The sequence below is a fragment of the Shewanella fidelis ATCC BAA-318 genome (genome assembly GCF_000518605.1).
GTDB classification, from domain to species: Bacteria; Pseudomonadota; Gammaproteobacteria; order Enterobacterales; family Shewanellaceae; genus Shewanella; species Shewanella fidelis.
This window is the reverse complement of the sequence record NZ_JADX01000005.1, coordinates 359806-383614: the sequence shown is the minus strand read 5'-3', so window position 1 is coordinate 383614 and position 23809 is coordinate 359806. Positions and strand designations below refer to the sequence as shown.

The window sequence follows — 23809 nt, the reverse complement described above, 5'->3', positions numbered from 1 at the left end:
CAGCTAATTTAGCTGGCTTTTTTTATCTATTTTTATGCTGCTTTAGCAAGTTCTATCTTAGCCTGCTCAGCCTTAGCATAGCGCCTAGAGAGCTTTATATAGGTAATCAAAGACAGAAAAATAACTCCACCGCCAATCAGCTTTTGCAGCTCTAATGTTTCCCCCAGCACACTAATACTGAGCAATAAGGTCCAAACTGGCTCTAAAATCATTAATAATGCTGCGGTTTCCATGCTGACTTTATACTGGCCCATGGTTTGCAATAGATAACGCACAGAGGTCGCAGCAACGGTTGAAATCACAAACCACACAAGCAATTGATTAGAAAATTGCACCGCATCTGGCTCTGTATACAGGGTATATAACAAGCCCACTAAACCCACGACAAATAACTGCAAGCAGATAGATACTAAAGGCTTAAGCTTGCCGCTAATACGCTTATTCATCACAAAGTGTACCGACAATAATGCCGATGCAAGCAAGAACAATAACTGGCTCGACTCCATCTTCCAGCCATGAGTTAAGCTCATTAACATCATACCGCTAACACTTAATGGCAGTGCAACCCAAAAAGCCCGATTGGGCTTTACTTGAAACAGTAGCCAAGCGGTCAACGGTGCAATAATCATTGCAAGGCTCATGATAAATGCCCCCTCTGATAAGCCATCACTTATCGAGACCGCATAAATCCAAACCTGTAATGCCAAACCTAAAAATACCCCAACTCCGCAAGCTGATAACACTTGCTTGAAAGTGAGTTTAAGCAAACTTTTGTAGCAAAAAGGCACTAAAATCAGACTCGCGAGTATGAATCGGCTCGCAATAAACATTTCTCCTGCCATTGACTGTACAACCACTTTTGAGGCAATCCAGCCCATAGCCGCCAACAAGGTAGCGACAAAAAGATACAACACTCCGCGCATTCTGAGCACTCTTGAAAAGGAGGTGGATACGTTATTTTGATATGAAGAGAAGTAACAACATCAAAATAGACAGCATGAAAACAACATAGCAATCCACATGGGATTGCTATTGCTATAACTGACTATTTTAAATTAGGAGGCGCAACTAATGCTACTGATTATATTCACTGTAATCCGTTAAGCCTTTTTCGCCACCACCAAACAAGGTGGCTGGCTCATGAGCCGCAAGCGGTAAACCATGTTCAATACGGTAAGGTAAATCAGGGTTTGCTACAAATGGGCGACCAAAGCCAATCATATCTGCTAAACCATCAGCGACAGTTTGCGCCGCTTTATCTGCATCATATTTGCCAGCATAAATCAGTACCCCATCAAACGCTGCTCGTACTGCATGTTTAAATGCCTCAGGCGTTTCTGGTGCATCGTCCCAGTCCACTTCAGCAAGGTGTAAATAAACAATGTTATGTTTGTTCAGTAATGCCGCTGCTGCGGTATAAGTCTGCTCAGGCGTTGCATCTACAGTGCCATTGAGTGAGGTAAAAGGTGCTAAACGCACACCCACTTTATCGCTACCAATTGCATCAACCAAAGCACTAACCACTTCATCTAAAAAGCGTAAACGATTTTCGATACTGCCGCCGTACTCATCTGTGCGATTATTGGCTTCAGAATCAATAAACTGGTTAACTAGATAGCCGTTCGCAGCGTGGAGCTCAATACCATCAAAACCCGCCTCAACTGCATTTAATGCCGCTTGACGGTACTGACCAATCACCATGTTGATATCAGCTTTAGTCATTTCGCGCGGTTCAACGACTTCAACAAAACCCGGCTCATCGCTGCCATTATCGATAAATACTTTTACGCCTTCAGCTTTTAAAGCTGATGATGAAATTGGCTGTTCACCTCCAATATTATCTGGGTGAGTGACGCGGCCAACGTGCCACAACTGCGCAAAGATAACCCCACCTTTCGCATGTACAGCGTCAGTGGTTTTCTTCCAGCCTGCAATTTGTGATGCACTGTAAATTCCTGGTGTCCACGCATAGCCTTGGCCCATTGGCGAAATTTGAGTACCTTCGGCAACAATGAGACCTGCCGATGCACGCTGAGCATAATAAGTTGCCATCATGTCGTTAGCTTCATTACCCGGTTGAGTTGCACGTGAGCGCGTCATTGGTGGCATAACGATACGATTATTTAGTGTGTGGCGACCTAATTGTACTGGTTGAAATAATGCATTTTTCATTTTCAATTCCTCTTTGCTTCTACTCAGCCTAAAAGAACATAAGCCTGCTGTTAGCAGCTGAGTAGGAAAAAATATTGATGTGGGTAATGAACTCGTAACGATAAAGTATCGCAATCAACTAGCTAAGTTGGATCAGCTCAATTTGATAGCCATCAGGATCGGTAATAAAAGCAATATGAGTTGAGCCGCCTTTTACTGGGCCGGGTTCACGTGTCACGTTGCCACCAAGCGTTTTAATCTTGTTGCAAGCCGCATATATATCGTCAACACCTAGCGCTATATGACCAAAGGCACTGCCTTTATCATAACTGTTTGTATCCCAGTTATGGGTTAATTCAATGGTAGTGCCGCCCGCTTCAAAACCAACAAACACTAAGGTGTAGCGGTACTCGGTATTATCTGTTCTCTCAAGTACCTGCATACCCAGTACTTTGGTGTAAAACTCAATTGATTTGTCTAAATCAGCAACACGCAGCATAGTGTGTAGAAACTTCATAATCAGCCCCGATCTAAAATTCGCCATTATCGCTAATGCTCATGCAATCTGCTCATTAGCAACCAATCTATGTTCGCCATAGTAAGCCAATTAGATTGAGATAAATAATTATGATATTTTCTTATTATAATAATTTTTTGTTATTACAATTCATATAACTCGTAATGCGACGAACAAAAAAGCGAACCCTAAGGTTCGCCTTTTGATGATCACTGCTGCAAACTAAATTAGCTGACTCGCTGCCTACTAGCGCACAAGCCTATATTACTTAGCTGCCGCTTTTGCACGAGCACCATGCAACTTCTTGTAGCTTTCAATTAAACGTAAGTGTGGCTCAATACCTTCTAGCGCCATGCTCGTTTTGGTTAAGCCATAAAAACGCACTTCGCCGCTGACTGAGCCGACTACGTTTTGCATCACTTCCTCACCAAACATACGCTTGAAGTTATAGATGAAGTGCTCAAGATCTAGCTCCTCATCTAGCTCAACTTCAAGTACTGCGCTAATTGCTTGGTAGAACAAGCCGCGCTGTACCGTGTTGTCGTTGTATTGTAAAAAGTCACCCACTAGCTCTAGTGCTTCTTCTGCTGCGCCTAATGCTAGATAGATTAAGATCTTAAGCTCAATAATCGTTAGCTGACCCCATACTGTGTTTTCATCAAACACGATACCTATCAAGGTGCGAATATCGGTATAGTTATCTAGCTGACTTTCTTCTAAACGATTAACCAGATCCACTAACTCTTCATCAGATAATGAGTGTAGATTTAGAATATCTTCACGGTAATCAAGCGCTTTATTGGTGTTATCCCAAATCAAGTCATCAACTGGGTACACTTCAGAGAAATCTGGCACTAACATACGACAGGCTGATGCGCCTAGTTGGTCAAACTCGGCGGTATAAACCTCTTTGCCTAAATCAGCCAAAATCGCAAATAAACTATCAGCCTCTTCTGCGCTAGTACCTGAGAAATCCCACTCGCAGAATTCATAATCAGCATTGTTACTAAAGAAGCGCCATGAGATCACGCCTGTTGAATCAATGAAGTGATCAACAAAGTTTTCAGGTTCGGTCACAGCCATACTGTTAAAGGTCGGCTTTGGCACATCGTTTAAACCTTCAAAGCTACGGCCTTGCAATAGCTCGGTTAAGCTACGCTCTAATGCCACTTCAAAACTTGGATGGGCGCCAAATGAAGCAAAAACACCGCCAGTTTTCGGGTTCATCAATGTCACACACATCACAGGGAACTGACCGCCTAATGATGCATCTTTTACCACAACAGGGAAGCCTTGCTCTTCAAGACCATTAATACCCGCTAAAATGCTTGGGTACTTTTCAAGCACACTCATTGGCACTTCAGGCAGGACAATTTCTTGTTCGATAATTTGGCGTTTAATCGCGCGCTCAAAGATCTCCGATAAGCATTGAACCTGTGCTTCTTGGATGTTGTTACCCGCGCTCATACCATTACTTAAGAACAAGTTCTCAATTAGGTTTGATGGGAAGTAAACCGTTTCACCGTCTGAGTGACGGGTATAAGGAATGCTACAGATCCCACGGTCGATATTGCCAGAGTTAGTATCAATGAGGTTTGAACCCGCAAGCTCGCCATCTGGGTTGTAGATCTCAAGACAGTATTCATCAAGAATACCTGCAGGCAGAGAGTCATCGTCGGTTAACGCAAACCACTTTTCATTTGGGTAATGCACAAACTCACTATTAGCAATCTCTTCACCGAAGAACTGATCATTGTAGAAGAAGTTACAGTTTAAACGCTCGATAAACTCGCCCAATGCTGAACATAGTGCACTCTCTTTAGTCGCACCTTTACCATTGGTGAAACACATAGGTGATGCCGCATCACGAATATGTAGTGACCACACGTTTGGCACGATATTACGCCACGATGAGATCTCAATCTTCATACCAAGATCGGCAAGCATGCCAGTCATATTGGCTATGGTTTGCTCAAGTGGTAAGTCTTTGCCCAGAATAAAGGTACTGCTATCACTGTCGCTTTGTCCCATTAGCATTGCATTGGCGTCAGCATCTAGGTTTTCAACGGTTTCAATCTTAAATTCAGGACCTGTTTGTACCACTTTTTTCACGGTACAACGCTCGATTGAACGTAAGATACCTTGACGATCTTTATCAGAAATATCGTCTGGTAACTCTACGTTAATTTGGAAGATCTGATTATAGCGATCTTCTGGGTCGACGATATTGTTTTGCGACAGGCGAATATTCTCGGTCGAGATATCACGCGCTTTACAATACACCTTAATAAAGTAGGCCGCACACAAAGCCGATGACGCTAAGAAGTAATCGAAAGGACTTGGCGCTGAACCATCACCTTTATAGCGAATAGGCTGGTCGGCCGTAACGGTGAAGTCGTCAAACTTGGCTTCGAGTCTCAAGTTGTCGAGAAAGTTAACTTTGATTTCCATTGAATATGATTTCCACTTAATAGCGAGCGTCGCCCTTGGCTCAAAACGAGCCCTAAGGCCAGATAAACTTAATCAGGGAATTATCGGTGTTTTTGGCGCATTAGTCTTGGGTTAATTACACAAAAGCTCAGATTGGCCATAATGAAATGTAATAGCCGCCAGTCTAAATAGAACCAAGACGGCTACTGTAGAAAGGCCTAGCTTATTGATTCTTATCGGCTTCGCGTTTAACTAAGATAAAAGTCAGGTACATTTTAGTCGGCAGAGACAACACCATACCAAAGGCTACGCACACAGCGCTGATAATAATGCCTTTGACGCCCATAGCTTCAACAGTCTCATTAAAGTTATGTAGATAAATACCAGTAAGAATTAAACAAATACCCATACTGATACAGGTTTTAAGAATTAAGATGAGCTTTTTATCTGTAACTTGACTCTCTGACATTCACGCAGCTCCTTGCAATCAGCCTCTTGTCTTCAGCCTTTTAAACTGAACAATGTATGATTATGGAGCCATGGTGTTTTTTATACTGACCTAAGTCAAATTCAATTAAGCTAACGCTAATAAAGCCTGTATTGCCAAGCACTTTACGATGTATAAGCTAAGCTCAATGACCATCTACCGGAAGCGTAACTAGCGCTTTATCAGGTTTAGCATAACCCAAGCGCGCTAGGCGGCGAGTTTGATGGTAGCTATCAAGACCAGATACAGCCACTGAAGCTAACGCTTCAATATCTACATAGCCATCAGCTTTTAGCGCTGAGTCGGCGACAAAAATGCTAGTGATTTCACCAATCACTAACGTCGTGCCATTAATTGCTAACGGCAAAACCTCTCGCAGCTCAAGTGAGAATTTAAGCTGACTTTGAGCAACAAAAGGCGCCTCAATGCCGTCAACAAACTCCGCCGATAACCCCACTTTATCGAACTCAGACACTTCTGCGGCGTAACGTGCTGAAGTCTGATGTGCCTGACGATAGATATCAGCTGACACATGGTTAATGGTATAGCAGCCCATCTGTTCAATATTACTTAAGGTGTCGCGCGGCACACTATCAGGGCGAATAACCATACCCATCAATGCAGGGCTGGCACCGAGATGAAAACACGAGCTAACTATCGCCAGATTGTTATGCCCATCTTCACTTACGGTCGCGACTAAATTAGCGCTTTTAAATCCGGATAAACTATTAATTAAGCGTGCGCGCACACGTTGTTCCATCTGTTCAATATCGTCAACGCTGATATGTTTCATTATTTTATATCCCTACAAATTCTCTATATTGTTAAGCAAGTATTGCGCTCGCTGTAAAATCAATTGTTGTGTTTGCTCTGGCTTTTTCAACCAATTGGCGTAAACCATTCGCGTGCGCGGATTGCTTCTGAAATCCTCAAGATGCCGCTGCATAAAGTGCCAATACAAGGCATTTAAAGGACATGCATTTTCACTATGGGTCTGCTTCACCTTGTAGTGACAGTCGCTGCAATAATCACTCATTTTGTTGATATAGTTACCGCTCGCTGCATAGGCTTTAGAGCCCACAATACCGCCATCTGCAAACTGGCTCATACCGCGAGTATTGGGCATTTCAACCCATTCGATGGCATCGATATAAATCCCGAGATACCAAGCATCAACTTCATCAGGATTGATCCCTGCAATTAAGCAAAAATTACCAGTGACCATTAAGCGCTGAATATGGTGAGCGTAAGCGTAATCAAGTGACTGTTTGATGGCGTGCTGCATGCAGCTCATCTTGGTATCGCCATGCCAAAACCAACTTGGCAATTGACGCTCAGCCGCAAGATGATTCAGTCTGGCGTACTCAGGCATGTTGGCCCAGTACACGCCTCTTATAAACTCGCGCCAGCCCAAAATCTGTCGTACAAAACCCTCAATTTGCGCCAAGCTAATTGCGCCATCCGCCTGCTGATAACTCGCTATAGCTGTGTCGATAACATGTTGCGGACTGAGTATTTTGGCATTGAGCGCAAACGACAATCTTGAGTGGTACAAAGACCACTGCTTGTTATGCTGCGCTTGACTTTGCTCTGACTCGAGCGCTAATTGGCCGTTTGTACACTGGTTTGATGGAGCTAGTTTGCCGGTCATGGCATCTTGAAAGCGTCCAAAGTTAGCTAAACAGTGACGACAAAAGTATTGCAGCAATTCATTAGCTTGATGACGTGTGATAGGCCACAGTAGCGAACTATAAGCAAGGCCAATGGTTTTAATATTATGACGCTCAAGACGCGTTAAGATATCGCTGACATCGTTGCTGAAAAGCAGTGGCGCAGGCACAAACTCAAAATCAGCTACTTTAAGCTTTTGCCGATTATCAGCATCATAGTTCCATTGCCCCCCCGCTGGAGCATCTCCCTGCATTAACAGATTAAAGCGGCGGCGCATTTTGCGATAAAAATGCTCTAAGCGATGTTTTTTGCCTTTAGAAAAATAATCCTTAAGCTCGGCGTCTGATAAATAAAAATGCTCAGTTTCAAAGGCCATAACAGCAATAGAAAGCTGACAACAAAACCGTGATAGCTGCAGCCGTAATCGATACTCGTCGGGTAGCTGATAGTGAAACTCGCGAACCTGATATTGACTCATTAAGCCAGTTAACAAAGCAGGTAAATCTTGATATTTTGCGGTGTCATCTAAAGTTAACTGCAACACCCTGTGCCCAGCATTACGCAAGGCGATGGCAAATGCCTGCATCGCGGCAAAAAATGCGCATACTTTTTGCACATGATGTTTTACATAATCTGTTTCTTGTTTTAGCTCAACGAGCACATACAAGGTGTCATTATCTTGCTGTTGATACCAAGTATGTGCAGCATTGAGTTGATCGCCCAATATCAAGCGCAATCTTTTAGCAGGCTGCAGCTCACTCATGCCCTCTCCTTATCAGGCTCAGTGTTAATCGCTCTATTTTTCTGACCAGCACAGCGCTTAGAGCAATACTTAACTTGCTCCCAATCTTTGCGCCACTTTTTACGCCAATTAAACAGCCGTAAGCACACCACACATACTTTTGACTTAAGTTTTGCATGACTCAATTACGCCTCCGATTTAACAAGTGATATTTCAATTGCTATACCAATCAGACGCATCAACAGAATCTAACACTTGGCTGCAATCTTGCTCTCCCTGCCAAAACGCAATAAATTCCCCAGCAGGATCATATATCTCTGTTTGTTTTTGTAGATTAAAATGGCGACCGCCACGAGGATCAGCACCAACGCCAGCAATGTATTGCCAGTTGCCCCAATTTGATGCCACATCATAATCGACCAACTGCTGCTCAAAATAGGCGGCGCCATAACGCCAATCAAGACCTAGTTCATTAACAAAACAGCTTGCAACAATCTGCCTGGCTCTATTAGACATATAACCCGTCGCATTAAGCTGTTTCATACAAGCGTTGACCAACGGATATGGGGTACAGCCATTGCACCATTTGTTAAAACGCTCAGGAAAATAACTGGTTAACGGCGCTGTAGTAGCCAGCCCTTTAAACTGAAACAGTACTTTGCCTATACGCTGTGCCAACCAATGAAAGTACTCACGCCAAAGCAACTCAAACCCTATCCAATAACTTGACTCACTTGCACCTTGCTCTAATTCAAAATGTTTAAGTGCGCTCCATATTTGCCGAGCAGACAAATTTCCATGAGCAAGGTAAGGACTAAATTTGGTGGAAGTGTCAAAGCCAGCTAATGCATTACGAGTCGCTTTATAAGTATGTGGAAGTGCGGTTAAAAAATACTGAGTTAAATGCGCTTGCGCCGCTTGCTCGCCCGCTTTCAACAGGCTGCTCTGGTCAAGCTGCAAAGTTATATTCTTGGTATTTTCAAGTAACCAACTATGACTCACTTTAAACTGGGTTGATAAATCAGACAGTGCAATAGATTGCGGTAATACCGCAGGCCAAATATCTTGGGGAACATCCACAGTTAACAGAGATCTCTCGAGCTGGCGACGAAATTGAGAAAAGCTGTTAAAAACCTCGCCAAGAGAATAGATTTGTTGCTCAGAAAACAGGTTATTGCCCCAACTAGAAACAAACTCAACCTCAGTCGTTATCGCCGCCTGCTGGCATTGTCGTTCGAGTCGTCGCCAACATGCTTGAGCGTCATGATCTGCATATTGGTTGTATCCAACTAAACTAAAGTTTTGCTCTGCAATTAGCGTAGACAGTACGTTAAATGGATCGCCATATAAGATCTGTAACTGCAGACCATTTACTTGTAGCTGGCGCTGAAGATTAAACAGAGATTGAATGATGAAACTGAGTCGAAACTTGCCTAATGATGGCTGGTGGTAACGTTTAGCAATAAACTCTTGCGGATTAAAAATATAAACTAGAGCAAGTGAATCAGCCCGCTCAAGCACATGTTTAAGCGCAGGGTTATCAGCTAATCTAAGATCATTGGTGAAGCAAAAAAGTGCTTTTTTATGTTGAGACATTCTCTGCCTCCAGATAACAACTTGTATGCAAAAATACGCACAAACTGCAGCTAAGGTTCACCTTTTACTGCTAGCCTTAAACTACACAATTGGTTGCAGCTTATGAATGTTATCTTTGATTAAGCTGCCTAAAGCGTTGCTCGATAAGTGCATTGAAGTCGTTGTAGGTAAGGCGCTTTTGGTAGTCATAGGCAAAACGACCATGAAAAAATAGCGTCATCACCAGATCTTGGTAGCCCAAATAACAGGTATAGCCATCTACATCATGCCAAGCACTCAAACCATCAAGATAGTATTTTCCATCTCGATTGATCCCCTTTGTCAGCACATGATTAAATACCACTAAGTGTTTCGATAAAGACATAAAAAACTCACTATCAGCTAAATGAAAGAGCACAAGCTTTTGCTGAGCAAAAACTGAGTTAAACCTTGATACGTTGACAACAACGAACAAGTTTAAACAAAGCCACTCAAGTTAAGTTTTTCTGCCAAAAATTAGAGTCCAGCGAGATTGGCGTAATGAAACGAGTTAATCGAATCAACAAAACAATCACAAAAAGAATGAACAACTAACAAACAGAATTAGACAAAATAAAACCCCAGCAAACAATGTTAAAATCACAACAAACAGAGATTTATATCGCCAAATTAAAAGTTGGCAGCAATTATGTTTATTAGTGTTGATTTAGATCAATAAGCCCCTAGCGCTTTTCGGGTCATATAAAGGTGAGCTTGATCACACGCGTGCATTCTTTGTCTCAAGCCAAGCTCACACAAATAATAATGAAACCTAAATATAGATAAAGGTACCCTATGGAACTCCTACCAAATTGTTATACCGACTTATGTGTAAATGGAAAATGGTTTCACTATGATCACGGTGAAAGCTCAGTATTCATGCTTAACGGTAGCAAGCCACTCACATTTGAACTGGCATCGTTACCAACGACTGAAGATGAACTAGAACAGCACCTATCGCATATTGCTAGCAACTTAATCTAAGAGCCTATCAAGCTTGATAGCATTAGATGAATTTACCTGCGTCAACTTGAAATATTAGGCCTACACAGGCCTATTTATACCAATTAGTATAAAGATTTGGTCGCTCAGCAAGAATTTAACGGCACTGAGTAGCTCAACTTCCTATATTAATTAGTTCACTTCAGAGTTAGGCCTTTGGCTGAAAGTGCTGGTTTAGCTTGCTCAGCAACGGCATCACTAGATATGAAATTATCACCACTATCACTGCTACATTCGCCGCGACTTGTAACCACATATCCTCAGGTAAATGGGGGTTCATCCATTTCGGTATAAAGTAAACCAACGGCACTAACACTAAATAATTAATAAGGGCTATAACATGACGGTTTGGCTGTTTCATATAAGGCTCCTGTAAGCTTATAGGGGGCGCTAAATAGCCGCGACTTAAGCGTTGTTATGCCTAACGACAATTAACTCCGCTTGAGTATTTGCGATCAGGTTAACTTGCTCTGTTCTTATTAAGTCACCGTCTTTAGCTTGGTAAGTCTGTTCGTTATCACTAAGCTCTATTTGACCAGCGGTAACATAAATTAAGCTTTGTTGTTGGAAGTCGAGTGACTCGCCTTTATCTAATCTGGCAATATCAATGACGGTTTTGCTATCAAACGTTGCCGTTTGCGCCTTATCACCACCATAGATCCGGGTTATCCCCTGAGGCTTGAGTACATAATGCTTATAGCCCGCAGCTTGACCAGCCTCATCAGGTAACACCCAAAGCTGTAATAAACGATTTTGATTATTGTCAGGATTAATTTCATTATGAGAAAACCCCTCGCCTCCAGCTCGTTGTACCTGAACCTCTCCAGCCACGAGATCTTGGCCATGCTCTAACGAACCTTGGTGCTTAACCCGCCCGCTCATCATCACCGAGATCACGTCAATCTCATGATGGGAGTGCATCTGGGTTTCACCGAATGGCTTATAAACTGCATCAGCAAGAAACACAAAGTTACCTAAGCCTTCTGCGGTATGAGATGGCTTACGCTCACCAAAAACACGTGTGTCTGTGATGAGTCTATGCTCAATTAAACCTGCGAAACCACCTAAAGGAATTGAATCTCTGTTTAGTACTTCCATGTTATACCACCTTAATTTAATTAATATTTATACTGTTTTTCTGCGTTAAATAAATAATAAGCTGGCTGAATTGTTTGATAAATAGTGATAAGTTGGTATCACTATTTCATTTATAACAACAATATAATGAGTTATGACTTAAACGATATGTTGGCTTTTTTGCAGGTAGTTGAAAGCGGTAGTTTTACCTTAGCCGCAGATCAGCTTGGGATCCCAAAAGCTAATTTAAGCCGCAAAGTCTCGCGTTTAGAGACTGGATTAGGTATCACCTTGCTTGAACGCTCTACTCGTTCGCAACATTTAACCGAAGCGGGTAAACGATTTTTAGTACACTGCAAACGTGTACACGAGGAACGGGAACTTGCTACCGCCTCAGTATCAGAGTTATTGCATCAGTATAAAGGTGACTTAAAAATTGGTGCATCCATTGCCACTGGTCAGCAAGTGTTACGACCGGCTCTGACAAGCTTTATGCGTCAGTATCCAGAACTAAACCTGCAACTGAGTTTGATAAATCGACGAGTCGATTTCATCGAAGAGGGTTTTGATGTGGTGATCCGTATTGGTCAGCTAGACGACTCAAATTTAATTGCCAAAAAACTTGGTCATATTCGCCGCCACTTCTATGCAAGCCCAAAATACTTAGCCAATAATACTCAACTAATTGATCTTGCTTCACTGGCAGAACATCAATTATTAGTTATCAATCCAACCAATAATGATCCACGTCTAGCTGTGATTTCAGATAAGGGAGAGCAGCAGCTTATTAAGCAAAAGCCACGCTTACTTGTTAATGACTATGCCATGCTCGAACAGGCTATCATTGATGGTTTAGGCGTAGGAGTATTACCAGACTACCTATGCAAAACAGCCATCGAGACAGGAAAACTTGTGCAAGTACTACCGCAATGGGGGTTAAAAGGTGTTGATGTTTATGCGCTATACCCTAAAAGTCGCGGCAAAATCCCTAAAGTTAAAGCATTTATTGAATTTGTAACTAAGCTCTATGCCGATACGCTAAGGCCTATCAGTTCAAGTTAGTACTCGCTGGCTACCAAGAGTCAGCTGCAAATCTAGCGGCTCTGGCCTCGCTCAAACTGCACTCTGTCAAATGCATTAGCTCTGCCAAGGTAATATTGGGGTTTGCTGAGATTAAACGAGTTAACTTTGCTGGTAGCGGCTCTAACTTATCTGCGTGAGTAAGCAGCGCGGTATCGATTTTTTTAATTAGATAGCTCAATTTATCTGGGTTGAACGTTAGCTTATCTGCAGCATTGATCTGCGAAGAGTTTAAGCATGATGCCTTCAGCTGTGCGCTAAGTTGCTGCACTGCAAACGGCACTCCAGTTAACGCCCAGTTGCGCGAACGACGCACACGCTTTAACTCACAGTGACAATGCTTAGCTAGGCATTGCGCATATTTTATCGGCTCACGCCCTACTCTGTGGATCAATGAAGGCAGTGCAATACTAATGTTGTCGCTCATTGTTTACCTGCCATAGATATAAGTTCAAACTAGCTACACACTTGGTTACGGCCTTTCTTCTTAGCCTTATACAAGGCTTGATCTGAACGCTTCATGGTTTGCTCAAAAGTCTCACCATTTTCATGCTCAGCAACCCCTATGGATATAGTAACACTAACGGTTTTATATTGATTGCGGCTCTGCTCTTTGCTTCGTGTTGCTCTAGACTGTGTCTTACGTTTTTCATCACGCAGCACAATATCATAATCCTCAACCGCTTCTCGCACAGCTTCAAGATGCGCTAATACCGCAGACACATCTTTTCGGGAAAAGATGATAGTGAACTCCTCACCACCATATCGAAAGGCTTTGCCACCGCCACGAACTGCAGCGATCTTGCTAGCAACCAGTTTTAATACTTGATCACCAACATCATGACCATAGGTATCGTTAAACTTCTTAAAGTGATCAATATCGACCATAGCAACACTGTACTTGCGCCCTAACGACAGCACTAAATTGAATAATGCTCGGCGCGATGCCAGCCCAGTTAACTCGTCTCGATAAGCTAAGAAATAAGAGTCACTCAGTACCGTTAATATATACAGCGCAGCCAGTAGGGTCATTGATACTGATAGTGTCACTAACTCAGGTGCAAGAAAGTGTGCTCCCCATAAAACCAAACTAATAAAGATTGAGGTATGAACTAAGTTTGCTCGCCATAAGCTAAGGATCCAAACTAATGAGACGCACAAATACAAAGGCAATAACACTCGAAAGTTAATCTGGCCATTCGCGGGCAAATAGTCATTCAACTGCTGTTGGTACTCGGCATTAAACCACACCCAGGCAAACCCAGCAGCCATACACAAAGTAATGCCAACTAAGCGCACAAAAAAGTGCGGAGACCATACGCCCCTATCTTTGATAAAGGCAAACCAGCTGATCACTAAACCACCGCCTAGCAGTATTTGTTGCCAATATTGTTGCTGTTCTGCGCCGCTGGCAAGTTTGGTGCTGTAGAAATAGTATCCCAGTAGCAATAGCGCCAAATACCCTAGGCGGCTGCGATTAAACTGCAATGCGATAATGATGGCTGCACTCAACAGCCAATAGGGAAGTTGATCGATGATCTGCTGCCACTGCTGCAAATTCACTTGATAGAAAGAGATGGCTCCCAATGCTCCAGCCACAAACAAAACCGGCAACAGGAAATAGCGACAACTATGGTAAAAAGCAGACAAAGTAGACCTCAATATAAACCGAATTAAATGCATAACACCGCATAGCAGTGCTAAATATTCAGCTCAACACCCCTTGTCGATTTTGGGATGAGTTAACAGCAGTAATTTGTAACCCTATAGTAAGACGACATTTTTAGCACAAGATGAAATGCAGTTCACTATAAGTCGCGATTTATAGTAAATAATTGCTAGCAGGTGATAACCGCTAAAGCCTTGATATAAATGTCAGCTAAGGAGTTTTCACTTCTGCCTACAAGCAGCTAACCTTAATGTCATTCGCCGTATTATTAACGATTGGCTTTGCCTGTAGGAGTTATGGTGAAAATCACTCTGCTCATATTGCTACTTCTCAGCTTATTTCTATGCACGATACCTTGCTTGGCTAACACTAGTTTTGAATTGGCTTACGGAGTTGTTCCTACGAAAAAAAGTAGCATGCAGCAAGGTGATAGCTGGCGGCTATCTTATGCACAAGATCTCACTCATTTTGATGAGTTTTTACAGCGGTATAATTTAGATTTAAGGCTGGAAGCCTCTATGCAACGCTGGCAAGGCATTAACAACCGTCATAATCATGTCGTCAGTATTAATCCAATATTCCAGTATTTGTGGGACAGCCAACCTATATCAATATTTATTGAGTTCGGCATTGGTGCGGCCTATTTTGAGAATAGTCATTACCTCGACCGTAACTTAGGTTCACATTGGCTATTTGAAGATAAATTAGCCATAGGCGTAGTGCTCAGTAATAAGCACCGTATCGGGCTATTTATCATGCACTACTCTAATGCCGACCTCGCAAGCCATAATGACGGAGCTGACTCGATAGGCTTAAGCTATGGTTACATCTGGTAACTGATGATCTGTAAGTATTCCTGATAAACAAAAATGCCCTTGGCTAAGTGCGTAACTCCTATGCTCCAAGGGCATATTTCACTAAAAACTTACTGGCCTAATAGTTGCGCTGGTGCCTGATAGCTAATGTGCTGGTGGAATCGCACAATGAGATCTTCCCGAGATTTGTCAAACTCAAACTCAGAGATAAAGCCTTTCAAGGCTTCCTCAACTCGATTTAAATAGCGACCTAAGCCACCATCTTTCGAGTCTTTAACTTCTGCGGCAATAGTAAAGCTAACCATATCCACTAGGCGACTACCGTCCCAATGACGCACATATTGCTGCTCTTCCACATGAGGATCGAAGCCCAGCATTTGCACTTCATCAGTACCATCAACTTGGTCATATTTGCTATTACGGATCAATGGCGTCAAACCATTAGCAACCATAGCAACCTGCTTTAGCTGTTTAGCACTAGTGGCTGCAATAAAGCTATCTTCAAGTTTTTGATATAAAGGTGTGAAATCATCGGTATCGGCTGCGAGAAGCGCATTTTTCAGCTTACGTCCTAATGGTAGTTTCACCGTAACATAACAAAGTGAACCATGGCCTTCAGGTAACGGACACTCTCGAGCTTGGTAGCGATTGCTGATTGAGCGTAGCTTGTAACCGTAGCTTTCTTTATTGCCTTTCGCTTTAGCAAATAGGTCATAGGAAAGGTGCTGATGATCGCGGATCTTAACTTTAAGTTCTTTCTCCGGTAATAACGGCATCAGCGTTGATAAAAATGACTGCACCTTAATGTGGAAGTTTGCCGAATTACTGCGAATATCTTCGCCTGTCGCCAAAAATACGATTCTTATCTTACGGGCGCGATAGTCATCTTTTGTATGAAGTGTTTGGGCTTCATGAAACTTAGGATTATAGAAAAAAATAATCTGTTCAGCTGTCGGAAAGGCATAGGCTTCAGTATGAAAACGCACAACAGGAAGTTTATCGTTAGTGATCACATGAACATTATTAAGCTCATGCTGCTCTGCCAACTTAAAAATAGTGCGGCTTAAGGTTTGATAACAAGTTTTATAATCAGGGTAATGTGCTAAAAGAGCATCGGTTACTAGTATTTCTGCAGTGATATATTGATTACTGCGCACATCTTTAGGGATATATACTTTTTGCAGATGATTGAGGGCCATAAATACTCCTTGTAATAATTTACCTTGCATAGCTGACGCCCATTCTAGCGACCCACTATGACAAAAATCCTACGATACAACTCGCTTTTTTCTACTGGCTATATAGTACCCTTTGAATATGATTTGATTCTTAAATCCTTAATAAAAATAGGTGAATTAGTTAATTTTTAGCGCAGATGAATATCAATGAGAACAGGGGAAAACGACTGCTAAAAAAACAAAACCAGCAGCGAAAACAAGCAGTGTTTAATACAGAGCTCAACAGTGACAGCACGAGGAAGTCACTAATGAGCTCTAAAGTCGAAATTACTGGTTTTTAAGCAACACGAAAACGACGAATAATGTCAGATAAGTTAGTCGCTAGCTGACTTAATTCATGACTTGATTGCGATACTTGACTCGTCCCGTCACTGACTCGACTCGCAGCATCACTGATATTAATAATGTTTAAGCTTAGCTCTTCTGTTACTGCTGTTTGCTGCTCTGTCGCGCTGGCAACTTGAATAGCCATATCGTTGATTTGGGTAATCGCCATATTAATATCGGTAATAGCAACACTGGCGCTGTTTGCTTGCTCAACACTTTGCTTCATTTTATCTCGGCTCGAACTCATCGCATTCACTGCGCTTTGCGAGCGATTTTGTAACAGCTCAATAGTCGCCTTAATTTCATGAGCAGAACTTTGTGTACGGCTAGCTAAGGTACGAACCTCATCGGCAACCACAGCAAAACCACGGCCTTGCTCACCGGCTCGCGCCGCTTCAATAGCTGCATTTAATGCCAACAAATTAGTTTGATCAGTAATATCAGAGATCACTTCAACAATAACCGCTATCGAATCTGTGTCTTGCTGCAATTGCGCAATCACCTCACTGACCGCAGTGATTTCCGCTTCAGACTCATTAATCGCCTGCATTGTATTAGCCACCACTCGGCTGCCACTATCAGCAGCATTAACCGCAAGCAGAGCTTGCTCGGCAGTTTGGTTAGTATTACGCGCAATTTCGGTAATTGACGTTTGCAACTCAGTCATAGCCGTAGCGACTTGATCGACCTCATGTTGCTGCTGACCGACACCGTTAGCGGACTCACTAGCAATAGTGCTTACCTCTTCCACGGCAGCAGCTAGCTGAATCGATGCGGCACTAATTTGGGCAATCATATCCTGAAGTTGATTGCGCATCAGTAACAGCTCTGTCGCCATTTCATTAAACTCACGGCTATTAAATTGAGTCATGTCGATTGTCGCAGTGAGATCGCCCGCAGCTATGGTTGATAATGCGGCTTTGGTTGCATGCAGTGGTGAAAGTATACGTTTTAACAAAAAGATAGCTGAGCTGACTAATGCAAATATAAAGATAACTGCAACAATAATAGTGCTGTTATTTAATGAGATCATCGCCTTATCTGCTGCGCTCTTAGCTGCCATAACTTTAGCTGCTTGCTGCTTCATCAGCGCAAAAATAGCTTGCTCAACATTATTATAAATATGCCAAGCTTCCATCGAACTTAGCATCTGCCCTGCTGCTTCTGCACCTTGGTTACTATCACTACTTAGAAATTGTTTATGCAAACTGGCAAACTTGGCTATCGCTGGCTTTAGCTGATTAATCTGCCCCAGTGTTTCGCTACCAACAGTTTGTTGAGCCTTAACAATAATCTCATCAATATCGACTATCTGCTGATCAAGATAGTCACGGGATTCCTGACTCATAGGTGAGTTTTGTACGCGACGTAAGCTATAACCTAATTGCTCACGACGTAAACCAGATACCTTATTGAGTAACTGAGAGAGCTGCTCACTGGTTTGGTTCTCATGCTCTAAAGTATATATTTGTGCTTCTAGCTGCTTAGTGTGGTACTTGATAATCCCAAGAGACACAGCAAATATCATTAATAAACTGCTAAAAATAGTGATTAGTAATTGCTTGATGGAAATATTAGACATACTAAAACCGGTCGCGCCAATATTGGCATTTTAAAAAGGCTGAAATAGTATCAACTCAGGCAATATAAACTGTGACCAAACAAAGATAATTGCAGTATTAACATCTACAATTAGATCATTTCAAAGTTAATCATTTCCTACTTAACTAAAAACATAAATAGTTAATTTATATGTTATTAGCATACTTCTAGTAAATAGCTAAATTAGCTAATTCAACAAGACTTAATTAGTGGCAGATAAAAATAGAAATGCCTGCAATTAGCTCTCTGCACTCAATACTCTCAACGTAAACATACGCTGAGCGATTAAATCTTTACACTAATTGGTATAAAGCAATTACAAATTAAACCTATCAGTTTTACGGTTCTAATTGGCAGGGTGATGGGCATAAACCAAGGCTTGGGTTGATTTGCTGATCGCCCAAAGCTCTATCTTTTAGCTTAGTTAAATCACCCTTTATTTCTCCTCGATCTAGTCGATAAGGCACCACAGATTGCCATTGGCCTTGATTATTTCGCTCGGCAAAAACAAATTTAAAAGCTAAATTGCCATACATACCTAAGCGTAGATCTGTCACCAGCAACTGTTCTGCTTGCTGCTCAAAACGGATAAAACCATGAGTAAATGTCGCTAATGCCTGTAACAATTGTGGCTCATTTTCAAATGGCCAATGGCCACGTTGCTGCGCAATAAATTCAACTAGCGGCTTGTTATCAAGTACCGATGCCAACCCTTCCCAATATCGGTCACCGTCGATCACCACAATTCGCCACAACAAGGTATTAAAAGGCGTTGGCGTAATAAATACCTTGTCATCTGCGATACCTAAAGCATTGAGACTCGCTAAAGCACGCTGCTCTACATACACTTTTGCCGCTAAACTCCAGCTTAAATAAACAGATGAAATACACAGAGCGATTACGCAATAACGAGCTAACGACGCTTTACGCACCATTCCTATCCCCAATGCAATTAACAGCGGCAAAGTGTACAAAGGATCAATGATAAATATGCTCGACAACGAGAAGTAGCCAGCTATTGGCCATAATAATTGCGTGCCGTAACTGGTAAATGTATCAAGTAAAGGATGAGTAATTAAACATGCAGCCACCAGCAACCAAAGCCGAGCAAAAGACCAATCAGCTAAAGGCTTAAGTCGTTGCACTAAGCCCGCTAATATTAAAGAGAATGGCAATAAGATAAGTAATGAATGAGAAAATCCACGATGTTTAACGGTATTACTAATATCGTCACCGTAATCAATGAATACGTCTAAATCGGGCAAAGTACCAAGCAACGCACCAGCTAGCAATACTTTGCCATTACAGCGCTTTCCAGCAATTGCTCCCGCAACGGTCGCGCCAAGCGCCGCTTGAGTTATTGAATCCACAGCTTATCTCTTATTATTGTTGTTGAGTTACGCTTACATTAAGCCAAACAACAACCTTGTCTGCAACTGTTGGCTATTGCGCTACTGGGCGGCTAAAGCGGTACCGGCTCGCATGAGTGTTTAGCAACTTAGCATGGGTAAAATTATCAAGTTGATGAGCTGTTATTAAGGCTCTTAAGTTGTCAACATAGGCCTGACCACGGCTGGAATAATCAATTAAACCTTGGGTTAACTCATAACCTGATAGCTTATTTTTTTGACGCAAAACTTGTCTAAGTTGTCGCAGCTCACTGTAGGCTCTGGTGGTATTTAAATTATGGATATAGCTAGCAGTGCTTTGAAAAAGATTATCAAAAGCCGCCACTTTAACTTTACCATTCGGTGTAGTGAGAAACTTGCCGCCATGTTCAGACAGGTGTTCGCCATATAGATTATTACCAGCAACCGCAAAATAACTTGTCCCCCAACCACTTTCATCTATCGCTTGTGCCAACACCATACCACTAGGGATAACATCAACACGCAACAACAAAGTATTTATGGCATCATCAAGTTGCGCCTTTTGCTCTGCAGCAGAGCCTTGTAAGCTGTTATTTTGACTTAGCTCTGACTTAACAGCGTAATTTGCCAGTAGATCAGCAAACCATTTACGCTCAACTTGAGTCCACTGCTGCCAAGGTGTTGTAGACAAAGCCATTAGCCTTTGCCTTATCTGCAATATTTGCTGGTTAACGGCTTTAATCGTGGGTAATAACAAGCGAATAAACACCGACACCTTTTGCGCAACAGGCAGTGAATTTAAATCTGCAGGCAGATTTTCAACATAAATACGAGGCAGAAGCAGGCTATCTTCCGATAATTGATAGCCTTGCTTGGCAAATACAGCCTCAAGCTCTTTAGCGGAACCTAATGTAGTCACAGCAACATACTCAGAAGCTTGCGACATCTGTTTTGGCGGTAACGGCAGCCTCTGCTCAGGCGCTACATCTGCCCAAGCAAACGAAAGCGGGCTACTCATTAATAGCACTGCGGCTAAAGTTTTAATAAAAGACATCAATTCACCAATCACTTATTTGCTATTTGCTATTTGCTATTTGCTATTTGCTATTTGCTATTTGCCAAGGCTAACATGGATAACCCTATGCAATCACAGAAACAAAAAAGGCCGCTATTGCGACCTTTTAATTCTACATTGAGCTTACTTATAAAAAGCTTCAATGGTGCCTTTGATTGTCATCATCAGCGGTTGACCACGACGGTCAAGCGCTTTGTGAGATGGGACTTTTACCCAACCTTCACTGATGCAGTACTCTTCAACATCAAAGCGCTCTTTGCCGTTCACTTTAATACCGATATCGAACTCAAAAATCGCCTCAACATGGTGCGGGCTGCGCGGGTTAACTGAAAGGCGATCAGGTAAAGCTGGTTGTGCTGTAGTGTCAGACATAATTCTGGCCTATAGTAAAAAGGGCTATAAATAAAAAGTGCGCTATTGTAGGCAATACGCGACCTATGCTCAAGCTAAGAAATACATACGGCTTAGCAAATGATAACGTCATCCCAATGTGCGCCACTTAGCAAACTTGAAATACAGGCGCTAGCTAAGTAGTGCCCTCAATTGCTATTATCGGGATCACTAATTAACAATGTTAAACCATTAACTCACCTATCGCATCATATGGATAAATACCTCGAAAAATACGCAGTTGCTACCAAATCACTTTGCAACTCGTTTACCCAGCAAAACGCCTATATAGCACCTTTAGTTGCTGAAGATGTTGCTGCGTTAAAAACCATTGGCATGGATCCAAATATTTGGCGATTTGCACGATTTCCAAAAGATACAACCGATGCATTTGATAGCTATTTTGCTCGGGTATTGAGTGACAGTGACTGCCTGTTATTCACCGTAAAGTGTGGTTCAAGCCATGATGTTATCGGCTTTACCCGCCTTAAAAACATTGATGTTGTTGCAAAGAAAGCAGAAATTGGTACATGGCTTACGGGCGCTTATCAAGGTAAAGGGCTTAATCGCTTTATTAAACTGCAATTACTCGCCGTTGCCTTCGAGGTTTTACAACTTGATGAAGTCTACTGCTATGTTAGTGAAGATAATCAACCATCGATTAAGAGCCTACTGAAATTTGGCTTTGAAGTTGATGCAAGTAAACAACGTTTATCGCCGACTCGTAAATCAACTAAAGAGATCCCGCAGCACTATATCTTTATTACTGCAGCCAACTTTGCCACAGCCTCAAAGGCGGATAAGTAACTCCTCAAGTTGGTCTGTTCCACCAGTGGAACTAGGCCAACTAAAATAAAAATGTGACCAAGACAACACCCCGAAAAATCTAATCCAAACCCAAGGCTAAATATCTGACTTTTACTTATAAAACATTGACTTGTTTTTAATGAGCCATTAGTATCCGCCCCCAGCAAAAAACGGCCCGCTAGGGCACTTCCTATCTTTGTTTTTTGCCTTATCAGCTGATCTCGGTCAGTTGTTTCTCTATTTTTATAAAGTGAGAGACAACGACTTTTGAGAACAGCATGACCACAACAGTAACTCCCCATACCAACACAAGCTCTTGGCAGAACAAAGCGATTATCAGTGTCGCGTTTTTAATGGCCATGACCTCAGTAGGCCCTGGCTTTTTAACCCAGACTGCAGTATTTACCAATATCTATAAGGTTGATATGGCTTTTCCGGTTTTCGCCTCTATGTTTATCACTTTTGCCATTGTGATGAACCTATGGCGTATTGTCGGGGTATCAGGTCTTCGTATTCAAGATATCGCCAATAAAATTGCACCAGGGGCTGGGTATTTTATTGGAATATTGCTCGCTCTTGGTGCTGTCGCCTTTAACTTTGGTAACGTCAGTGGTGCAGCTCTAGGTTTAAATGTGCTGACAGGAATTGATACCACTTGGGGGGCTTTATTTACCGGTGTTGTCGGCTGCTTACTATTTGTGGTTCACAATGCATCCAAACGCATGGATCAGATGGCGCGCTACTTAGGTCTATTGATGATAATACTTATCGCTTATGTCGCTATGACAAGCCTGCCGCCTATGAGAGCAACATTAACGGCAGCGGTAATGCCAATGGATATTGGCAGCCTAATATTGCCGACACTCACCATAGTGGGTGGCGCTGTAGGTGGTTACTATACAGGCGCGCAAAGACTGGTTGATATTGGGTTACAAGGACAAAATAACATTAGCGCAATTAAATCTGCTGCATGGGCAGGGATCTCAATCGCAGTAGTGATCCGGGTTCTACTATTCTTAGCCGTATTTGGTGTTATTGCCGCTGGCGGTGTTTTAGATCCTAACAACCCAGCTGCCGATGCTTTCAAACAGGGTGCAGGCGAATTAGGTTACTTTATCTTTGGTTTAGTGCTATTCGTGGCCTCAATCACCTCAGTTGTGGGTAACTCTTATATGGCAGTATCGCTGGTAAAAACCTTATTCCCGGCCATTGAGCGTCATGAAAAAGCCTGTTGTATTGGCTTTATTGTTATTACCAGTGTCGGCACAATTTTAATGGACATGCCAATTCTGCTGTTAATGCTAGCAGGCTTAGTTAATAGCTTAATATTACCTATCGTACTGGCGTTTATGCTGGCCGCAACTCGTCGCCAAGACATTATTGGCGACTATAAGCATCCACTTTATTTATCCGTTATGGGCGTGCTCGTTGTATTGGGAATGGGCGTGGCAAGTTTCAGTAACGTCGGTAACTTCATCGCTAAATTTATTGCTAGCTAATTTTCAACAGCTGATAACTCTGGCGCGGAGTCATTCTAACCGCGCCTCTATCTACTTAATCGCACTAATGCCGCCTATAAAAGCTACACAGCCTTAACCCATCAATCAATTACTCCCCACCAAACACCGATGACAGCATAAAATGCTGCAACCAACATATTTGATTAACTCATAAACTAAAGTACTAGGCATAAACCAAGTATTACACCTGTATTGTTAACCCTGTTCACGTTAAAATGCGCAACA

At 42.3% G+C, this 23809-nt stretch carries 24 protein-coding genes; 5 read left to right on the top strand and 19 right to left on the bottom strand.

The genetic code is table 11. From position 1 onward, the window contains the following. Positions 1–32: 32 nt before the first annotated feature. The 10 genes from L884_RS21710 to L884_RS0104090 form a co-directional block, all read right to left on the bottom strand. On the bottom strand, positions 33–923 hold the full coding sequence (locus L884_RS21710) for a DMT family transporter (RefSeq protein WP_037410312.1): 891 nt from the start codon (positions 921–923) through the stop codon (positions 33–35). A gap of 151 nt (positions 924–1074) precedes the next feature. Beyond that, a complete protein-coding gene (locus L884_RS0104130) occupies positions 1075–2172 on the bottom strand; it encodes an alkene reductase (protein WP_028766304.1) in 1098 nt (365 codons plus the stop codon). A gap of 118 nt (positions 2173–2290) precedes the next feature. Further along, positions 2291–2668 (bottom strand): lactoylglutathione lyase, encoded by a 378-nt coding sequence (gloA, locus tag L884_RS0104125; protein WP_028766303.1) that lies wholly within the window; start codon positions 2666–2668, stop codon positions 2291–2293. Positions 2669–2932: 264 nt separating this feature from the next. Further along, positions 2933–5119: an OsmC domain/YcaO domain-containing protein gene (locus tag L884_RS0104120; RefSeq protein WP_028766302.1), complete on the bottom strand. Its 2187-nt coding sequence runs from the start codon at positions 5117–5119 to the stop codon at positions 2933–2935. 202 nt (positions 5120–5321) lie between these two features. After that, positions 5322–5567: a hypothetical protein gene (locus L884_RS0104115; RefSeq protein WP_028766301.1), complete on the bottom strand. Its 246-nt coding sequence runs from the start codon at positions 5565–5567 to the stop codon at positions 5322–5324. A gap of 163 nt (positions 5568–5730) precedes the next feature. Continuing rightward, positions 5731–6378, bottom strand: coding sequence for a flavin reductase family protein (locus L884_RS0104110; protein WP_028766300.1), 648 nt, complete (start codon positions 6376–6378; stop codon positions 5731–5733). A 12-nt stretch (positions 6379–6390) separates the two neighbouring features. Then, on the bottom strand, positions 6391–8019 hold the full coding sequence (locus L884_RS0104105; protein ID WP_028766299.1) for a cryptochrome/photolyase family protein: 1629 nt from the start codon (positions 8017–8019) through the stop codon (positions 6391–6393). Further along, positions 8016–8183 (bottom strand): DUF2256 domain-containing protein, encoded by a 168-nt coding sequence (locus L884_RS22770; protein ID WP_037410311.1) that lies wholly within the window; start codon positions 8181–8183, stop codon positions 8016–8018. Before L884_RS22770 ends, L884_RS0104105 begins: the two co-directional genes overlap by 4 nt. 28 nt (positions 8184–8211) lie before the next feature. Further along, positions 8212–9594 carry a DASH family cryptochrome gene (locus tag L884_RS0104095; protein ID WP_028766298.1) on the bottom strand — a complete coding sequence of 461 codons (1383 nt, stop codon included), beginning with the start codon at positions 9592–9594 and terminating at the stop codon, positions 8212–8214. Positions 9595–9703: 109 nt separating this feature from the next. Further along, entirely contained in the window at positions 9704–9958 is a 255-nt protein-coding gene (locus L884_RS0104090; RefSeq protein WP_028766297.1) for a DUF3081 family protein, read from the bottom strand. A 449-nt stretch (positions 9959–10407) separates the two neighbouring features. Here L884_RS0104090 and L884_RS0104085 point away from each other — a divergent pair, with 449 nt between their 5' ends. Then, positions 10408–10596, top strand: a complete 189-nt coding sequence (locus L884_RS0104085; RefSeq protein ID WP_028766296.1) for a hypothetical protein — start codon at positions 10408–10410, stop codon at positions 10594–10596. A gap of 166 nt (positions 10597–10762) precedes the next feature. On the opposite strand, the gene L884_RS0104080 is transcribed toward L884_RS0104085, so the two are convergent. Next, positions 10763–10975, bottom strand: a complete 213-nt coding sequence (locus L884_RS0104080) for a hypothetical protein (RefSeq protein WP_028766295.1) — start codon at positions 10973–10975, stop codon at positions 10763–10765. 44 nt (positions 10976–11019) lie between these two features. Continuing rightward, positions 11020–11712, bottom strand: coding sequence for a pirin family protein (locus L884_RS0104075; RefSeq protein WP_028766294.1), 693 nt, complete (start codon positions 11710–11712; stop codon positions 11020–11022). 126 nt (positions 11713–11838) lie between these two features. On the opposite strand from L884_RS0104075, the gene L884_RS0104070 reads away from it, so the two are divergent. Then, complete coding sequence (locus tag L884_RS0104070) at positions 11839–12753, top strand: LysR family transcriptional regulator (RefSeq protein WP_028766293.1); 915 nt, start codon at positions 11839–11841, stop codon at positions 12751–12753. Positions 12754–12763: 10 nt separating this feature from the next. On the opposite strand, the gene L884_RS0104065 is transcribed toward L884_RS0104070, so the two are convergent. Together L884_RS0104065 and L884_RS0104060 are read right to left on the bottom strand one after the other, a co-directional pair. Continuing rightward, on the bottom strand, positions 12764–13198 hold the full coding sequence (locus L884_RS0104065; RefSeq protein WP_028766292.1) for a ribosome recycling factor family protein: 435 nt from the start codon (positions 13196–13198) through the stop codon (positions 12764–12766). Between the two features lie 29 nt (positions 13199–13227). Beyond that, positions 13228–14421 (bottom strand): GGDEF domain-containing protein, encoded by a 1194-nt coding sequence (locus tag L884_RS0104060; RefSeq protein ID WP_028766291.1) that lies wholly within the window; start codon positions 14419–14421, stop codon positions 13228–13230. Positions 14422–14856: 435 nt separating this feature from the next. Here L884_RS0104060 and L884_RS0104055 point away from each other — a divergent pair, with 435 nt between their 5' ends. Next, positions 14857–15276: an acyloxyacyl hydrolase gene (locus tag L884_RS0104055; protein ID WP_051435530.1), complete on the top strand. Its 420-nt coding sequence runs from the start codon at positions 14857–14859 to the stop codon at positions 15274–15276. 89 nt (positions 15277–15365) lie between these two features. Here the strand turns inward: L884_RS0104055 and L884_RS0104050 are convergent, their stop codons facing one another. From L884_RS0104050 to L884_RS0104025, 5 genes are all read right to left on the bottom strand, one after another. Next, entirely contained in the window at positions 15366–16454 is a 1089-nt protein-coding gene (locus L884_RS0104050) for a DUF3083 family protein (RefSeq protein WP_028766289.1), read from the bottom strand. Between the two features lie 316 nt (positions 16455–16770). After that, positions 16771–18402: a methyl-accepting chemotaxis protein gene (locus L884_RS0104040; RefSeq protein ID WP_028766288.1), complete on the bottom strand. Its 1632-nt coding sequence runs from the start codon at positions 18400–18402 to the stop codon at positions 16771–16773. A 358-nt stretch (positions 18403–18760) separates the two neighbouring features. Further along, complete coding sequence (locus L884_RS21700) at positions 18761–19792, bottom strand: metal-dependent hydrolase (protein WP_051435529.1); 1032 nt, start codon at positions 19790–19792, stop codon at positions 18761–18763. A 73-nt stretch (positions 19793–19865) separates the two neighbouring features. After that, on the bottom strand, positions 19866–20846 hold the full coding sequence (locus tag L884_RS0104030) for a glucosaminidase domain-containing protein (protein WP_028766287.1): 981 nt from the start codon (positions 20844–20846) through the stop codon (positions 19866–19868). A gap of 144 nt (positions 20847–20990) precedes the next feature. After that, complete coding sequence (locus tag L884_RS0104025; RefSeq protein WP_028766286.1) at positions 20991–21239, bottom strand: DUF3297 family protein; 249 nt, start codon at positions 21237–21239, stop codon at positions 20991–20993. Between the two features lie 231 nt (positions 21240–21470). On the opposite strand from L884_RS0104025, the gene L884_RS0104020 reads away from it, so the two are divergent. Next, positions 21471–22064, top strand: a complete 594-nt coding sequence (locus L884_RS0104020) for a GNAT family N-acetyltransferase (protein WP_028766285.1) — start codon at positions 21471–21473, stop codon at positions 22062–22064. Between the two features lie 278 nt (positions 22065–22342). Beyond that, positions 22343–23563, top strand: a complete 1221-nt coding sequence (locus L884_RS0104015; RefSeq protein ID WP_028766284.1) for an NRAMP family divalent metal transporter — start codon at positions 22343–22345, stop codon at positions 23561–23563. Positions 23564–23809: the final 246 nt, after the last annotated feature.

Excerpts from the sequence above, each read along its gene's own strand:
- L884_RS0104130 (WP_028766304.1), bottom strand. The coding sequence starts at position 2,172 with ATGAAAAATGCATTATTTCAACCAGTACAATTAGGTCGCCACACACTA.
- L884_RS0104025 (WP_028766286.1), bottom strand. The coding sequence starts at position 21,239 with ATGTCTGACACTACAGCACAACCAGCTTTACCTGATCGCCTTTCAGTT.
- L884_RS0104120 (WP_028766302.1), bottom strand. The coding sequence starts at position 5,119 with ATGGAAATCAAAGTTAACTTTCTCGACAACTTGAGACTCGAAGCCAAG.
- L884_RS0104115 (WP_028766301.1), bottom strand. The coding sequence starts at position 5,567 with ATGTCAGAGAGTCAAGTTACAGATAAAAAGCTCATCTTAATTCTTAAA.
- L884_RS0104070 (WP_028766293.1), top strand. The coding sequence starts at position 11,839 with ATGAGTTATGACTTAAACGATATGTTGGCTTTTTTGCAGGTAGTTGAA.
- L884_RS0104080 (WP_028766295.1), bottom strand. The coding sequence starts at position 10,975 with ATGAAACAGCCAAACCGTCATGTTATAGCCCTTATTAATTATTTAGTG.
- L884_RS0104065 (WP_028766292.1), bottom strand. The coding sequence starts at position 13,198 with ATGAGCGACAACATTAGTATTGCACTGCCTTCATTGATCCACAGAGTA.
- L884_RS0104110 (WP_028766300.1), bottom strand. The coding sequence starts at position 6,378 with ATGAAACATATCAGCGTTGACGATATTGAACAGATGGAACAACGTGTG.
- L884_RS0104050 (WP_028766289.1), bottom strand. The coding sequence starts at position 16,454 with ATGGCCCTCAATCATCTGCAAAAAGTATATATCCCTAAAGATGTGCGC.
- L884_RS0104075 (WP_028766294.1), bottom strand. The coding sequence starts at position 11,712 with ATGGAAGTACTAAACAGAGATTCAATTCCTTTAGGTGGTTTCGCAGGT.
- L884_RS0104085 (WP_028766296.1), top strand. The coding sequence starts at position 10,408 with ATGGAACTCCTACCAAATTGTTATACCGACTTATGTGTAAATGGAAAA.
- L884_RS0104015 (WP_028766284.1), top strand. The coding sequence starts at position 22,343 with ATGACCACAACAGTAACTCCCCATACCAACACAAGCTCTTGGCAGAAC.
- L884_RS21710 (WP_037410312.1), bottom strand. The coding sequence starts at position 923 with ATGCGCGGAGTGTTGTATCTTTTTGTCGCTACCTTGTTGGCGGCTATG.
- L884_RS0104020 (WP_028766285.1), top strand. The coding sequence starts at position 21,471 with ATGGATAAATACCTCGAAAAATACGCAGTTGCTACCAAATCACTTTGC.
- L884_RS0104105 (WP_028766299.1), bottom strand. The coding sequence starts at position 8,019 with ATGAGTGAGCTGCAGCCTGCTAAAAGATTGCGCTTGATATTGGGCGAT.
- L884_RS0104030 (WP_028766287.1), bottom strand. The coding sequence starts at position 20,846 with ATGTCTTTTATTAAAACTTTAGCCGCAGTGCTATTAATGAGTAGCCCG.
- gloA (WP_028766303.1), bottom strand. The coding sequence starts at position 2,668 with ATGAAGTTTCTACACACTATGCTGCGTGTTGCTGATTTAGACAAATCA.
- L884_RS0104090 (WP_028766297.1), bottom strand. The coding sequence starts at position 9,958 with ATGTCTTTATCGAAACACTTAGTGGTATTTAATCATGTGCTGACAAAG.
- L884_RS0104040 (WP_028766288.1), bottom strand. The coding sequence starts at position 18,402 with ATGTCTAATATTTCCATCAAGCAATTACTAATCACTATTTTTAGCAGT.
- L884_RS0104055 (WP_051435530.1), top strand. The coding sequence starts at position 14,857 with ATGCAGCAAGGTGATAGCTGGCGGCTATCTTATGCACAAGATCTCACT.
- L884_RS0104095 (WP_028766298.1), bottom strand. The coding sequence starts at position 9,594 with ATGTCTCAACATAAAAAAGCACTTTTTTGCTTCACCAATGATCTTAGA.